General features: G+C 53.6%; 15 protein-coding genes, 2 tRNA genes and 1 rRNA gene. 9 read left to right on the top strand and 9 right to left on the bottom strand.

Annotated elements, in window-relative coordinates; translation table 11 throughout:
* A 5S ribosomal RNA gene (gene rrf, locus EDF82_RS10645) occupies positions 1-87 on the top strand; the annotation flags it as partial.
* A gap of 55 nt (positions 88-142) precedes the next feature.
* A tRNA-Asp gene (locus EDF82_RS10650) sits at positions 143-219 on the top strand.
* Positions 220-283: 64 nt separating this feature from the next.
* On the opposite strand, the gene EDF82_RS10655 is transcribed toward EDF82_RS10650, so the two are convergent.
* The 3 genes from EDF82_RS10655 to EDF82_RS10665 are packed head-to-tail and all read right to left on the bottom strand — an operon-like array spanning position 284 to position 3064.
* The gene (locus EDF82_RS10655) at positions 284-1564 is read right to left on the bottom strand and encodes a TRAP transporter large permease (protein ID WP_123755540.1); all 1281 of its coding nucleotides are present in this window, start codon (positions 1562-1564) and stop codon (positions 284-286) included.
* Positions 1561-2031, bottom strand: a complete 471-nt coding sequence (locus EDF82_RS10660; RefSeq protein ID WP_123755541.1) for a TRAP transporter small permease — start codon at positions 2029-2031, stop codon at positions 1561-1563. The genes EDF82_RS10655 and EDF82_RS10660 overlap by 4 nt, the downstream gene beginning before the upstream one ends.
* Before the next feature lie 52 nt (positions 2032-2083).
* Complete coding sequence (locus EDF82_RS10665) at positions 2084-3064, bottom strand: C4-dicarboxylate TRAP transporter substrate-binding protein (RefSeq protein ID WP_227540123.1); 981 nt, start codon at positions 3062-3064, stop codon at positions 2084-2086.
* 450 nt (positions 3065-3514) lie between these two features.
* Between EDF82_RS10665 and dkgB the strand changes: the two genes are divergently transcribed.
* Positions 3515-4318, top strand: a complete 804-nt coding sequence (dkgB, locus tag EDF82_RS10670) for a 2,5-didehydrogluconate reductase DkgB (RefSeq protein ID WP_123755542.1) — start codon at positions 3515-3517, stop codon at positions 4316-4318.
* A gap of 47 nt (positions 4319-4365) precedes the next feature.
* Here the strand turns inward: dkgB and yafC are convergent, their stop codons facing one another.
* Complete coding sequence (gene yafC / locus EDF82_RS10675; RefSeq protein WP_123755543.1) at positions 4366-5259, bottom strand: DNA-binding transcriptional regulator YafC; 894 nt, start codon at positions 5257-5259, stop codon at positions 4366-4368.
* Between the two features lie 104 nt (positions 5260-5363).
* Here yafC and EDF82_RS10680 point away from each other — a divergent pair, with 104 nt between their 5' ends.
* From EDF82_RS10680 to EDF82_RS10690, 3 genes are all read left to right on the top strand, one after another.
* Positions 5364-6551 carry an MFS transporter gene (locus tag EDF82_RS10680; RefSeq protein WP_123755544.1) on the top strand — a complete coding sequence of 396 codons (1188 nt, stop codon included), beginning with the start codon at positions 5364-5366 and terminating at the stop codon, positions 6549-6551.
* A 103-nt stretch (positions 6552-6654) separates the two neighbouring features.
* Positions 6655-7452, top strand: coding sequence for an endonuclease/exonuclease/phosphatase family protein (locus EDF82_RS10685; RefSeq protein WP_123756210.1), 798 nt, complete (start codon positions 6655-6657; stop codon positions 7450-7452).
* Between the two features lie 84 nt (positions 7453-7536).
* Complete coding sequence (locus EDF82_RS10690; RefSeq protein WP_123755545.1) at positions 7537-8307, top strand: class I SAM-dependent methyltransferase; 771 nt, start codon at positions 7537-7539, stop codon at positions 8305-8307.
* Between the two features lie 48 nt (positions 8308-8355).
* Here EDF82_RS10690 and mltD read toward each other — a convergent pair whose 3' ends face one another.
* Positions 8356-9720, bottom strand: a complete 1365-nt coding sequence (gene mltD / locus EDF82_RS10695; protein WP_123755546.1) for a murein transglycosylase D — start codon at positions 9718-9720, stop codon at positions 8356-8358.
* Positions 9721-9792: 72 nt separating this feature from the next.
* Positions 9793-10548 carry a hydroxyacylglutathione hydrolase gene (gloB, locus tag EDF82_RS10700; RefSeq protein ID WP_123755547.1) on the bottom strand — a complete coding sequence of 252 codons (756 nt, stop codon included), beginning with the start codon at positions 10546-10548 and terminating at the stop codon, positions 9793-9795.
* 33 nt (positions 10549-10581) lie between these two features.
* On the opposite strand from gloB, the gene EDF82_RS10705 reads away from it, so the two are divergent.
* On the top strand, positions 10582-11304 hold the full coding sequence (locus EDF82_RS10705) for a class I SAM-dependent methyltransferase (RefSeq protein ID WP_123755548.1): 723 nt from the start codon (positions 10582-10584) through the stop codon (positions 11302-11304).
* Here the strand turns inward: EDF82_RS10705 and rnhA are convergent.
* A complete protein-coding gene (rnhA, locus tag EDF82_RS10710) occupies positions 11301-11879 on the bottom strand; it encodes a ribonuclease HI (RefSeq protein WP_187042133.1) in 579 nt (192 codons plus the stop codon). The two genes, EDF82_RS10705 and rnhA, sit on opposite strands and share 4 nt — an antisense overlap.
* Between rnhA and dnaQ the strand changes: the two genes are divergently transcribed.
* The gene (gene dnaQ, locus EDF82_RS10715; protein ID WP_195723679.1) at positions 11833-12564 is read left to right on the top strand and encodes a DNA polymerase III subunit epsilon; all 732 of its coding nucleotides are present in this window, start codon (positions 11833-11835) and stop codon (positions 12562-12564) included. The two genes, rnhA and dnaQ, sit on opposite strands and share 47 nt — an antisense overlap.
* A 132-nt stretch (positions 12565-12696) precedes the next feature.
* Positions 12697-12773, top strand: a tRNA-Asp gene (locus EDF82_RS10720).
* 74 nt (positions 12774-12847) lie between these two features.
* Here EDF82_RS10720 and EDF82_RS10725 read toward each other — a convergent pair.
* The gene (locus tag EDF82_RS10725; protein WP_123755551.1) at positions 12848-13273 is read right to left on the bottom strand and encodes an ion channel; all 426 of its coding nucleotides are present in this window, start codon (positions 13271-13273) and stop codon (positions 12848-12850) included.
* 1 nt (position 13274) lies between these two features.
* Entirely contained in the window at positions 13275-14303 is a 1029-nt protein-coding gene (locus tag EDF82_RS10730; RefSeq protein WP_123755552.1) for a DUF2955 domain-containing protein, read from the bottom strand.
* Positions 14304-14310: the final 7 nt, after the last annotated feature.

A 14310-nucleotide genomic window follows, 5' to 3' on the forward strand; every position in this document is an offset into this window, starting at 1 on the left:
TGACCCCATGCCGAACTCAGAAGTGAAACGCCGTAGCGCCGATGGTAGTGTGGGGTCTCCCCATGTGAGAGTAGGGAACTGCCAGGCATCAAATTAGCAGTGAAACCGGGGCAATAAACCGGTTGTTGTAAAGAAATTCGGTGGAGCGGTAGTTCAGTCGGTTAGAATACCTGCCTGTCACGCAGGGGGTCGCGGGTTCGAGTCCCGTCCGTTCCGCCACTTATTTAGAAGCCGTATCGCTGTAAAGCGATACGGCTTTTTTCGTCTGAAATTCGACCCCTGCTTACATCAGTGCTTCAGGTAAAAACAGGATCAACGACGGGAAGATAACCAGAAGCCCAATAAACAGGAAAAAGGCGATCAGATAGGGCAGCGAGGCTCTGACGAAAGCCACGGTATTACAGTTTAGTATGCCGCATACCGTATACATACAGATCCCCACCGGCGGGGTATTCGCGCCCAGTAACGTGAGCACCACGAAGATGATCCCGAAGTGGATCGGATCAAATCCCGCTTCAGTGGCTATTGGCAACAATATCGGGGTCAGCAGCAAAATAATCACGCTGCCATCGAAAATCATGCCGGCTACGGCGATAAATACTAGCAGCAGGAGCAGAATACCGTAGCGGTTGTCTGTCAGCGACGTCAGGACTTCTGCCAGAGACTGCGGGATTTGATCGATGATCGTGATATGACCGAGAATAGCGGCAGACATGATAAGCAGCATCACCACGCCAATATCGCAGATGGTCTCTTTCAGCACTTCCCAAAATGCCTGGTTATCCAGTTCCTTATAGATATAACGACCGATGATAAAGGCATACAGCACAATGAAGGCCCCGGCCTCCGTGGTGGTGAAAAAGCCCATGCGGATCACCAGAATCAGAACCACTGGGAACATCAGGGCCCAGAATCCGTTCTTAAAGCTTATCCAGACATCATGACGCGTCGGCAGGCGGGTCATTTCCGGCTTGATCCCCATTCGTTTAGCCATGACATAGTTTGTCCCCATCAGAATCACCGTCAGCAGAAGCCCGGGGATCACGCCGGCCATAAACAGTTTGCCAATCGAAACATTACCCACGAAACCATACAGAATAAGCAGAATACTGGGAGGAATGGTCGCGGTGATCAGCGAGCTGAAGGCAATAACTACGGCGGTGAAGGGTTTAGGGTATCCCTGTTTTACCATGGGCACGCCGAGAACCCGCGCCTGCATTGCGGCATCTGCGGTGGCTGAGCCAGATACTCCGCCCAGCAGGCAAGCAAGCAGCACGTTAATCTGCGCCATTCCGCCGATCATCCAGCCAGAAATAATTCGGGCAAAATCCAGCAGGCGAGTCGTGACCCCCGTTTTATTCAGCAGATTTCCCACCAGTAAAAACAACGGGGTAGCCATGATGGGGAATGATTGCGTCGGGGCCGAGAATTTCTGAAATGCGATGCCTGGCGGCATAAAGTCATCAAAAAAGAAAAAGCTCAGCGCGGAAATGGCAATCACAAACCCGACGGGCATTCTGATAATCAGCAAGACGACAAACAGGAAACAGGTCAGCAGGATCATAATTCCGACACCTCGGCAGATTCCGGACACCCTGACATCATATGCAGGGCGGTATTGATGAACATGAGGAGACATCCGGTAGGCACCGCGCTGTTCAGCCAGGCGGATGACAGGCCGGTGACCGGCAGCTGGCTGGCTGCGGTCGCGAGGGTAAAGCTATAGCCGTACCAGACGCCGCAGCCCAGGAAAATCAGGATCAATGTTTCGTTAAACCAGGTACAGCAGCGACGGGCGTTCTCTGACAGCAGACGCACCACCGCATCGACGCCAATATGCCTGCGGACCTGAAGGGCATAATCGATGGCCAGCACTGAAATCCAGGCAAAAATAACCATCGCTATTTCCAGAGACCAGATCAGTGGATGCCCGACGGCCCGTCCGACACCACCTGCCAGAATAATAATGACAATAGAAGCCAGCCCGATCCTTGCAATAGCAAGCTCGGCCTGATGAAAGCGGTTATACATAATCAGTCCTTGCACAAAAGAAGAGGTACGCCTGGGCATACCTCGGATTGCATTATTTATTGGAAATGACTTTCTGAACCTCTGCCAGGGCATCTTGCAGCCCCAGTTTTTCAGGAACGGAAGCACAGGCCTGCTTAAAGGGGGTGGCATCGACTGGATCCACGCTGACACCGTGCTGAGCCATCAGCGTCAGCAGCTCCTGTTCTTTTTTGATGGTGTTTTCAGAGGCCTGGTTACCCTGTTTTTCAGCCTCTTCGTGCAGAATGGTCCGCAGATCGTCAGGTAGGGCATTGAGCCATTTCTGTGACACGATGATGCCGGTCATCAGATGGATATGATTTGTTTTGGTAATATTCTTCGTGATTTCATAGAGTTTCGAGCCATATACCGCCGTTGGCTGGGCTTCTGCGGCATCAACAATACCGGTCTGGATAGACGAATAGATTTCTGACCAGGAAAGTGGCACAGGCTCGCCACCCATGCATTTTATGGTCTCAATGGTGACCGGCGCCTCCAGCGCCCGAACCTTGACGCCGTTCAGATCGGCAGGCGTTTGCACCGGTTTTTTGGTTACCAGCATACGGGCGCCCTGGTACCAGTTAAAAGAGAGTGGGACCAGACCGGAGGAATCCGCCAGACGCTGCTCCCAGGAATGGAAAATTTCACTCTCCGTAAATTTCTTCTGGGAGGCATAATCCGGGAACACAAATGGCGCCGGGAGAATCGATAATTCTGGAACAAATGAGGCCAGCCGAGCACCATCGACAATTATCCCGACATTACTGCCTGACTGCGCATGCTGTAATAATTCATTGTCCGCCCCCAGCTGACCCGAGGAAAACAGTTTGATGCGAATTTTCTTGCCGCTACGCGTTTCAACCTGCTTTTTAAACGATTCAAGCCCTTTATAAATGGGGTCATCCGGTGACAGAGAGGTAGACAGGTTCAGAGAATAATCTGCAGCCATGGCCGGGAAAGAGGAAATAACGGCAGAGAGTATCAGGGTTTTAAACAGAGATGTTTTCAGCTTCACTTTATTTATCCTTGCCTTTAATCAGGTTTATTTTGAATTGAAAGTAATGGTGAAGTTACTACCATACAAGAATGTTTTAGCGTAACTTTGAAACAAGTCACATACGATCCATGGCGATACTCTTGTTCTGGATTATTTATTTAGAAGATCAATTGAACCTGTCTTTAACGGGATACCATTGAATATGAATTTAGGGCGGATGGTTTTTTTAAGGTAAAATTGAGCGTGTAAAATATTATTTATTTTCAATGTGATGAATTATTCATTGTCATCCAATTCATCTCATCAATTATTTGTAGCTGGTATATTTATCCGGGTTCGTTGTTTCTAAAATCACCTGACTTTTGCTGTATTCGCAAAAAACTTCTGCTTTTAACGATCTTTTTCTGCGACATTATCGTGAACATAATGGCCTTAATTCGCCTGCATAAAGAAAAAACGAGGACATTTATGACTATCCCTGCATTGGGTCTTGGAACCTTCCGTCTTAAAGATGAGGTTGTTATTGCGTCGGTTAAAACGGCTCTGGAACTGGGATATCGTGCGATCGATACGGCTCAGATTTATGAAAATGAAGCGGCTGTCGGTCAGGCTATTGAAGAAAGTGGTGTTGCCCGCGATGAGCTGTTTATCACCACCAAAATCTGGATTGAAAACCTGGGCAGAGATCAGCTTATTGCCAGCCTCAAAGAGAGTCTGCAAAAGCTGCGGACCGATTATGTCGATCTGACTCTGATCCACTGGCCGTCACCGAATGATGCGGTGGCCGTTGAAGAGTTTATGCCCGCTCTGCTGGAAGCGAAAACGCTGGGCCTGACTCGCCAGATCGGTATCTCCAACTTTACGATCCCACTGATGGAACGCGCGATAGCGGCCGTTGGTGCGGAACATATCGCGACCAATCAGATAGAACTCTCCCCGTATCTGCAAAACCGCAAAGTGGTGGAGTGGGCAGCAGCGCACGGCATTCATATCACGTCGTACATGACGCTGGCATATGGTCATGCGCTGAAAGATGAGGTGATTAACGCGATTGCAGCCAAACACAATGCGACCCCGGCACAGGTCATTCTCTCCTGGGCAATGGGGGAGGGCTACGCCGTTATACCTTCATCGACGAAGCGTGAAAATCTGGCCAGTAATCTGCTCGCGCAGGATCTGCATCTGGATGAGGACGATCGTCAGGCGATCGCCGGGCTGGAGTGCAACGATCGGCTGGTGAGCCCGGAAAGCCTGGCTCCCGCTTGGGACTGATCGTTAAGACCGCGCGCAATCATCTGAATACAACGTGATTACAGCTCCTACGGGAGCTGTTTTGCATGCTCGCTCAGAAAGTCGATAAAGGCTCTGATGCGCGTGCTGACGGCTCTGTCGCTGTAATAGACCGCGCTGAAGGGCATCTCCACCGGTAGCCGGTGCTCCGCCAGCAGTTCAACAAACTCCCCGCTCGCAATTTCCGCGTTCACCATATAATCCGACAGGCAGGCAATGCCATTTCCCGCCAGGCATAGCTGCTTAACGGTTTCCCCACTATTTGATGCGATGTCACAGTTGACTTCCAGCAGCTGGCCGTCGCAGCAGGATACGGGCCAGGTATTCAGCGAGACAGGCTCGGTGAAGCCCAGGCACTGATGATCCTTCAGGTCAGCAACCCGCAGCGGGTTGCCGTGACGCGCCAGATAGTCCGGCGAGGCGATAATTTTTCGGTAGCTGCTAAACAGCGGACGCGCCCGAAGGCTGGAGTCCGTCAAGGTACCGGCGCGGATCGCCACGTCAACTTTACGCTCAATCAAGTTAATGAAGGTTTCCGACGACACCAGAGCCAGCGTCATCTCCGGGTAGCGTTCACGAAAAGGCTTAATCAGGGGCATCAGAAAATGCAGCATGACTGGCGTGGCGGCATCGACACGCAACAAGCCTCTCGGCGTCGTCCTGGTCTCCAGAAGTTCGTTCTCTGCTGCCGCCATTTCCTGCAGAACCACCTGCATGCGGCGGAAGTAGCGCTCTCCTTCCTCGGTGAGGCTAAGCTGGCGAGTCGTCCGGTTTAGCAGGCTGACGCCAAGTTTCGATTCCAGCTTTTTGACCGCCCGGCTGACGGCGGAATTGGCGTGACCCAACTGCTCTGCCGCCCGGCTAAAGCTGCCGCTTTCAACGACGGCGATAAAGATGGCGATCTCTTCTGACGTGGCTCGCATTGTTGCACCTGTGACAAAAATCTATTGAGATTTTGATGGTTTTTGTTATTTAAACATCGTCGCATACTGCGTGTCATCTTAATCCTGATGATACGGAGTGAATTATGCCACTGGCGCTACTTGCTTTAACTATCGGTGCCTTTGCTATTGGTACCACCGAATTTGTGATTGTGGGCCTGGTTCCCACCATTGCACAACAACTGGCGATCTCGCTGCCTTCTGCCGGCCTGCTGGTTTCTATTTACGCCCTGGGTGTGGCGATTGGTGCCCCGGTGCTGACCGCACTGACCGGGCGTATGCCGCGTAAGCAACTGCTGCTGGCGCTGATGGTGCTGTTTACCGCCGGTAATCTGCTAGCCTGGCAAGCGCCTGGTTATGAAACACTGGTCTTTGCCCGCCTGTTGACCGGCCTGGCGCATGGCGTGTTCTTCTCCATTGGCTCCACGATCGCCACCAGCCTGGTGCCGAAAGAGAAAGCCGCGTCGGCCATCGCCATTATGTTTGGCGGATTAACCGTCGCGCTGGTTACCGGGGTGCCGGTCGGGACCTTTATCGGCCAGCATTTTGGCTGGCGTGAAACCTTCCTGGCGGTCTCGATCCTCGGCGTTATTGCGCTGGTGAGTAGCCTTATTCTGGTGCCGAATACCATCCCTGCCCGCGCCAGCGCAAGCCTGCGAGATCAGCTTAAAGTCCTGACCCAACCGCGTTTGCTGATGATCTATGCCATTACGGCATTGGGGTATGGTGGCGTCTTCACGGCGTTTACTTTCCTCGCCCCGATGATGCAGGAACTGGCCGGATTTAGCCCGTCGACGGTGAGCTGGATCCTGCTCGGCTACGGTATCTCTGTCGCGATTGGTAACGTCTGGGGCGGTAAACTGGCCGATAAACATGGGGCGGTAGCGGCGCTGAAGCTTATCTTTGCCGCGCTGGTGGTTCTGCTGCTGGTATTCCAGTTTACCGCCAGCATTCAGTACGCGGCGTTGGCGACGGTGTTGGTGATGGGCATTTTTGCTTTCGGTAATGTGCCGGGGCTGCAGGTGTATGTCGTGCAGAAAGCGGAGCAATATACCCCAGCGGCGGTTGACGTTGCCTCAGGTCTTAATATTGCGGCGTTTAACATCGGTATCGCCTTAGGTTCGCTTATTGGTGGACAAACCGTTGAACGTTATGGCCTGGCAGAGACGCCGTGGATTGGCGCGGTGATAGTACTTGCTGCGTTGCTGCTGGTTGCCCTGAGCGGGCGCCTGGATAAGTCCCAGCCGGTAAAGGTTGCGACGGTCGAAGGGTAAAGGTTTCTCGCGAATTGCATTGAAAGTGCCTGCGAAAGTCCCTATAACAGAAGAGCCAGCCGCAGTCAGGCTGGTTCCCTGTTATTGAGGTTTGATGCCTAAATTGCGAAAGAATACTTATGCCATGCGCTACGTCGCCGGACAGCCCGCGGAGAGAATTTTGCCTCCGGGGTCGTTCGCTGGCGTGACTCCGGCATTCTCTAGCGGCGTGCCGTTAAGCACTGATGAAAAAATCCGCGTGCTGGTGTGGAATATCTTCAAGCAGCAGCGCGCTGAGTGGAAGTCCGTTCTCAATAACTTCGGCAAAGACGCTCATCTGGTGCTGTTACAGGAAGCGCAAACCACCCCTGAAATGGTGCGGTTCGCCACGACGAATTATCTGGCTGCCGATCAGGTGCCTGCTTTGGTCCTGCCGCAGCATCCCTCCGGCGTAATGACGCTGGCTTCGGCTCATCCGGTTTATTGCTGCCCCCTGCGCGAGCGCGAGCCGATTCTGCGTCTGGCGAAATCTGCGTTAGTCACCGTTTATCCGCTGCCGGACATGCGTTTGCTGATGGTCGTCAATATTCATGCGGTTAACTTCAGCCTGGGCGTCGATGTCTACAGCAAGCAGTTGCTGCCCATTGGCGATCAGATTGCCCACCACAGTGGACCGGTAATTATGGCCGGTGATTTTAATGCCTGGAGCCGTCCGCGAATGAACGCGCTCTATCGCTTTGCGCGCGAAATGTCGCTGCGCGAAGTCCGTTTCCCTGACGATCAGCGCCGCCGTGCGTTTGGTCGTCCGCTCGATTTTGTGTTCTACCGTGGGTTAAGCGTGCACGATGCTTCCGTGCTGGTGACCCGCGCCTCAGACCACAACCCACTACTAGTCGAATTCAGTCCCGGCAAACCTGATTAATAGAGGTACGTCAGGTCTGCCATGGGGCGGACCTGCACCACCAGTCGTCCGCCTTTATTATTCAAACAACCGAAGGACAACACCATGACAACACGCTCTCATCATGACAACGTCGAACAGCAGTTTGGTTCACAGGCCAATGCCTACCTGACCAGCGCCGTCCATGCATCCGGACGCGATCTGCAACGCCTGGCCGAACGGCTGGCTGATTTCCCCCATGCCCATGTGCTGGATATGGGATGCGGTGCCGGGCATGCCAGCTTTGCCGCCGCGGGTCAGGTAGCCAAAGTCACGGCGTATGATTTATCCAGCCAGATGCTGGAGGTGGTCACCCAGGCCGCTCAGGATAAAGGGCTGTCGAATGTCGTGACGCAGCAGGGCTATGCCGAAGCGCTGCCGTTTGCGGATGCCAGCTTTGAGGTGGTGATAAGCCGTTATTCTGCGCACCACTGGCATGATGTTGGCCAGGCGCTGCGCGAGGTAAAACGCGTCCTGAAGCCTGGCGGGGTGGTGATTATGATGGACGTCATGTCGCCTGGCCATCCGGTGCGTGACGTGTGGCTGCAAACCGTTGAAGCACTGCGCGATACCTCTCACGTGCGTAACTATTCCAGCGGGGAGTGGCTGGCGCTGACCAATGACGCCGGGCTGGTGACCAATCACCTGCTGACCGACCGTTTGCCGCTGGAATTCACGTCATGGGTGGCGCGTATGCGGACGCCGGCACCGCTGGTGGAAGCGATTCGTTTATATCAGGAGAGTGCATCCGCAGAGGTAAAAGCCTACTTCGCGTTGCAGGAAGATGGCTCATTTACCAGCGATACGATCATGTTTGAGGCGCATAAAGCGGTATAAAACAAAAAAGGCACCGGGATCCGGTGCCTTTCTTTTCAATCAGCCGTATCAGGAATCAGGCCGGTTGCTGTTTTTCACAAACAGCGTCAGCTGATCGCCAGGCTTCAGATCGTCAGTGCCGTTATTCCAGCGCATCAGATCGCGTGTATTCACGCCGTGACGTTTTGCAATGCTCGACAACGAATCACCTTTGCGCACGCGATAGGTGATGCTATCGCTGTTGCTGGCAAGACGTTCAGCACTGCTGCCCGCGCCCACCACCAGATTCTGACCAACTTTCAGCCCAGAACCGCGCAGGTTGTTCCACTGCTGCAGATCTTTCGTCGAGACACCAAGACGAGATGCAATCCCGGACATGGTATCGCCTGAACGGACTTTATAGCTCCGACTGGTCAACGGCGTGTTGTCCGCAAGCTCTGTGGGCTGTACGGCGGCAATATCACCTGATGCCAGAGATTCACGCAGCTGTTCGGCGTGCTTCTGCGGCACCATAACGTACTTTGGCCCGCTTGCGCCCAGCGTTGAACCTTTGACGCCCGCGTTGAACGTTTTCAGCTTACCGACAGGCATACCCGCCATATCTGCCAGCTGGCTAATATCAACCGGACTGTCGAGGCGAACACGTGCCAGCGCACGGCTTTCGTCTGCCGTCGGCAGCTTCACGCCATAACGCTTGCTGTTTTTGAGAATATCGCTCAAAGCCAGCATTTTTGGTACGTACACCTTGGTTTCTCGCGGCAACGGAAGCGACCAGAAATCGGTGGGTTTACCACGCGAACGGTTCGACTTCATTGCTTTCAGAACCCGACCTTCGCCGCTGTTGTACGCCGCGACGGTTAATAACCAGTCGCCGTCAAACATCTTGTTCAGACGCTGCATCATGTCCAGTGCCGCCGTAGTAGAAGCGACAACATCACGACGCGCATCATAGCTGCGGGTCTGTTTCAAACCATAATTGCGCCCGGTGCTCGGAATGATCTGCCAGATGCCTGCGGCATTGGCGCCAGACGTTGCGTGCGGGTCAAAAGCGCTCTCCACTATGGGTAGTAATACCAGTTCCATTGGCATGTTACGTTTCTTAACTTGCCCGGCTATCCAGTACATATACGGCTCTGCCCGTAAAGTTACATCGTGGAGATAGCTCTTATTACGTAAATACTTCTGTTTCTGTTCGCGAATCCGGGGATTTTCCGGAATTCCCATCTTTAGCTCGTCGCCTATCGAAGTCCACAGATCCTGGTCTTGCGCGTAGAAGGTTCCATCATCTAACCAGCGCGCTTGACTTGTGAACTTACCTGCTTCCCCTTGACTAGCCGCAGAAAGGCTCTGTGCGTGCTGTTGTACGTTACCATCCCGATTGGCCTGGCAACCTACAAGCAGGACAGAGGCGAGTAATATCGCTCGTGCCTTCATGTGTGTGGTCAATAGTTGCTTAAAAGACGAGCAAGAATAACGGCGAAGGCTACGAATGACAAGCGTTAAATATCAGAAGTTATCTTTCTTTGACCTTAACCATGCAAATCTCTGTACAGAGTGTTGCAAATTTGTTTCTTTTGAAATTTCTTTAATTAAATCATCATCATCTGTACGTAAAAATACATTTATACGTCGCTCATTTTTCAGAGTAACGGGGAGTGTATTTTGTTTTTTTGCACGTAACTCATTAACTTTATGATAGTAATCATTTATGTCCACATCATGTGGCAGGACACTCAATGCAAACTTCATGTTTGCTAAAGTATACTCATGCGCGCAACAAATCAGCGTCTCTTCTGGAAGTGAGTTTATTCTCGTAAGTGATTGATACATTTGCTCTGGCGTTCCTTCAAAGAGCCTGCCGCAACCGCCTGAAAATAAAGTGTCGCCACAAAACAGATAAGGTTCACTGTAGAAACAGACGTGTCCTAAAGTGTGACCTGGCGTGGAAAAAATAGAAAATTCGTGGCCCAGGATAGTCAGCCGATCGCCATCGTTCACCAGCCGGGTTGTTCCTTTATCCAGGGTTTCTGCCGGTCCGTAAACCACTATCCCTGGGAAGGCATCGCGCAGCTGTTTGACGCCGCCAACATGATCGTGATGGTGGTGGGTCAGCAAAATGGCTTCCGGCTGCCAGTGATTTTCCGCGATGGCGGCCAGCACTGGTGCCGCGTCGCCGGGGTCGACGATCAGGCAACGGCCGCTCTCCTCACTAAGAACCCAGATGTAGTTGTCCTGAAATGCGGGAATGCTGATAAGATTCATTAATTACCTCTCAAAGCGAAGCGGAAGGTGGCGATGAAGCCGGCAAGGATACCTCAGACTGTCACAGCGCCAGAGCATTGGTCGAGTATGCCCTGGGGCGAGTACTATCGCGAATCGCTGGAACGGCAGATGAAACCGTGGCTGGCTAAATTATATGGCTTTCATTTACTTAAGATTGGCAATCTGAGCGCTGAAATCAACACGGAATCCTGCGCGATCTCTCATCAGGTTAATGTCTCCCTGCAGGGTAACCCGATGCAGGTGCAGGCCGATCCGCTCCATCTGCCCTTTGCTGAAAAGTCGGTGGATGCCTGCCTGCTGGCGCACACGCTGCCGTGGTGCAACGATCCGCACCGACTGTTGCGCGAAGCTGACCGGGTGCTGATTGATGATGGCTGGATGATTTTGACCGGTTTTAACCCCGTGAGCCTGATGGGGTTGCGCAAGGTGATGCCGGTATTACGTAAAGCCACGCCTTATAACAGCAGGATGTTTACGCTAACCCGCCAGCTGGACTGGCTGGCGTTGCTGAATTTTGAAGTGCTGCACTATGGTCGCTATCAGGTTCTGCCCTGGTCCCGGCACGGCGGCAAGCTGCTCAGCGCGCACCTGCCGGCGCTTGGCTGTCTGCAGCTCATTATTGCCCGTAAACGTACCATCCCGTTGACCTTAAACCCGATGAAATCAGGGAAGGCAAAAACCCAGTTGCGCCAGACGGTCGGCGCCACGCGGCAGTGGCGTAACGGGCAGAATTAGCTTTCCGGCTGGTAGCCAACATCGCTCTGAGTCGGGCTGGAGGCGGCTGCCCGCGCCAGCTCATCACAGCGCTCATTTTCCGGGTGTCCGGCGTGGCCTTTGACCCATTCCCAGCGGATTTGATGCTGGCCGAGCGCGGTGTCCAGGCGTTTCCACAGATCGACATTCTTGACCGGTTTTTTGTCGGCGGTTTTCCAGCCGCGCTTTTTCCAGTTGTGGATCCACTGAGTAATTCCCTGGCGCACGTACTGGCTGTCGGTACTGAGGATGACTTCGCACTGTTCTTTCAGCGCTTCAAGCGCGACGATCGCCGCCATCATCTCCATCCGGTTATTGGTGGTGAGGTGATAGCCCTGACTAAAAATTTTTTCCTTGCCGCGATAGCGTAAAATCGCACCGTAGCCGCCAGGTCCTGGATTTCCCAGGCATGAACCATCGGTGAAAATTTCTACCTGTTTAAGCATCTCTGGTAGACTTCCTGTAATTGATATCGATAGATAAACGGCAAGTCTGACATAAATGACCGATATGAGCACTGCAATTACACGACAGATTGTTCTCGATACTGAAACCACTGGTATGAACCAGATCGGTGCGCACTACGAGGGACACAAGATCATTGAGATCGGTGCGGTGGAGGTGATTAACCGCCGCCTCACCGGGAACAATTTCCATGTTTATCTGAAGCCGGACCGGCTGGTGGATCCGGAAGCCTTCGGCGTCCACGGGATCGCCGACGAATTCCTGATGGATAAACCGCTGTTTGCGGATGTGGCCGACGAGTTTATGGACTATATCCGCGGCGCGGAGCTGGTCATCCATAACGCATCGTTTGATATCGGCTTTATGGATTATGAATTCAGCAAGCTGAATCGCGGTATTGCGAAAACAAATACCTTCTGCAAAGTCACCGATAGCCTCGCGCTGGCGCGGAAAATGTTCCCCGGCAAGCGTAACAGCCTTGACGCGTTATGCTCCCGCTATGAAATAGACAACAGCAAGCGAACGCTACACGGGGCATTACTCGATGCCCAGATCCTGGCCGACGTGTATCTGATGATGACCGGTGGTCAGACGACCATGGCATTTTCAATGGAAGGCGAGGGGCAGCAGCAGGCCGGTGAAATGGGAATACAGCGGGTTGTCCGTGCGGCCAGTAAATTGCGCGTCGTTTATGCCACCGATGACGAGATCGTAAACCACGAATCCCGACTCGATCTGGTGCAGAAGAAAGGCGGAAGCTGCCTGTGGCGTGCCTGATGCACTGGAAAATGCTGTAAAAATCATCTGTCGGGCGATTTTTGCAGCAACCGATTCAAAAGTGTAGAAAAAGCGTTGACGAGATTACGGGGAATCCGTAATATTCGCCTCGTTCCCAAGGGAACAGTAAGTGGAGCGGTAGTTCAGTCGGTTAGAATACCTGCCTGTCACGCAGGGGGTCGCGGGTTCGAGTCCCGTCCGTTCCGCCACTATTCAGAAAGCCTGAATCAGCAATGATTCAGGCTTTCGTCGTTTCAGTCCCTGATATCTGAATTGATCAATCTCATTTCATATATTTCAACTGCTTACGAATGTGATGCTGCATCACCGCCAGCATACAGGCGCCGGACAGACCGATCATCAGCGCGCCGTTGACCGCCTCCAGCGGGCCCAGCAGTTTCCATCTGACACTCATGACCACATCGCCGTACCCCAGCGTCGCAAAATTAACGCCGGAGTGATACACCGCCTCCAGCAGCGTCGGAAACTCGCCCAGCCAGACAAACAAGACTCCCCACAGCAAAATTTGCAGCAGATTGCCCATCAAAATAATGATGATCGTCCCAAAGAGCGCCAGTACCCCGGCAAATAACCCCTCTTTGCGCTGAAACCGCTTGAGATAAAAGCGGATACACCACACGGAAACCAGCGATTGCAGAAGCATATTACACAGAATGACGGGCATGCCCGTCAGCAGCGGAAGCAACATATTACTCTCCAGGATGCGGTGCTGTTGAAGGGGAGGGCAGAGGACGCCAGCGTTCCAGGAGGGCGATACAGGCCCAGCCATACAGCGCGATGATGATATACAGTGCGCAACGCATGGCGGCAGCGGTCCAGACATCCTTGCCGGAGGCGCTATCCTGGATCGCCGGGCCGAAGAGGATCAGCGCGGTTATCCAGACGTTACTCCAGAAAGAGGGGGGAAAGCGGCTCACGGCCAGGCGTACCAGACGGCGGGCGACCCACAGACTTGCCAGCCCCAGCCAGAGGACCAGCATCAGCAGCGATGGCCAGAGGCTAAGGCCGAACCATAACCCCAGCGCCAGTAGCGCCCCCAGTAGCGTTGACAGCACCAGTTCTTTTCCCGATGCCTTTGTCTCAAGCGTCGTCGCCTGCTGTGCCAGCATGACGGTTTTCATCACCGCCGGGATATAAAACGTCGGGTGACTCAATGCCAGCAGCCACACCGGCAGCACAATTATCACCGCACGTAATGCTCTGGGGTGTACTGCGCTGACCGCCGGGGATGCCGGGGCGGGCGGAGCCGAATCAGGCTGTGGCCGCGGAGGGAATAGCGCCACCGCCAGGCCATTAACCAGCGTCCCGGTGATAAAGCCGATCCCCAGCATCTGCGCCAGACCGATCGCCAGAGCCTGATCGGCCAGCCCGGCGACAGGAATGATTGCGACCGCCACCACCAGCAGCATCGACAGCGTGGTCTTGCCGCTCAACCCCATGATCATAAGCTGATACAGCAACAGCGCCGTGAGCAGGACGGCGGGCAAGGCATAATAGGTGAGCAGTGGCACCATCAGAACGCCGCCCACCATGGTGACGATCAGCGCACAGCCGATGACGATGCCCTTTTTCAGCGGCAATGGTTTCCCCTGGCACAGCACAATCCAGGCCATGATACAGCCGAGGTGCGGCATAGGTAGCGCGCTGGCGAAGCAGACCAGCGCCGCCACTGCGCTACCTCCGCCAATCCTCAGTACTGCGCGGTCTGCGTTATGCATGATTCAC

Origin of the sequence: Klebsiella sp. BIGb0399 (assembly GCF_003752615.1) — a bacterium.
GTDB lineage: Bacteria > Pseudomonadota > Gammaproteobacteria > Enterobacterales > Enterobacteriaceae > Klebsiella > Klebsiella lignicola.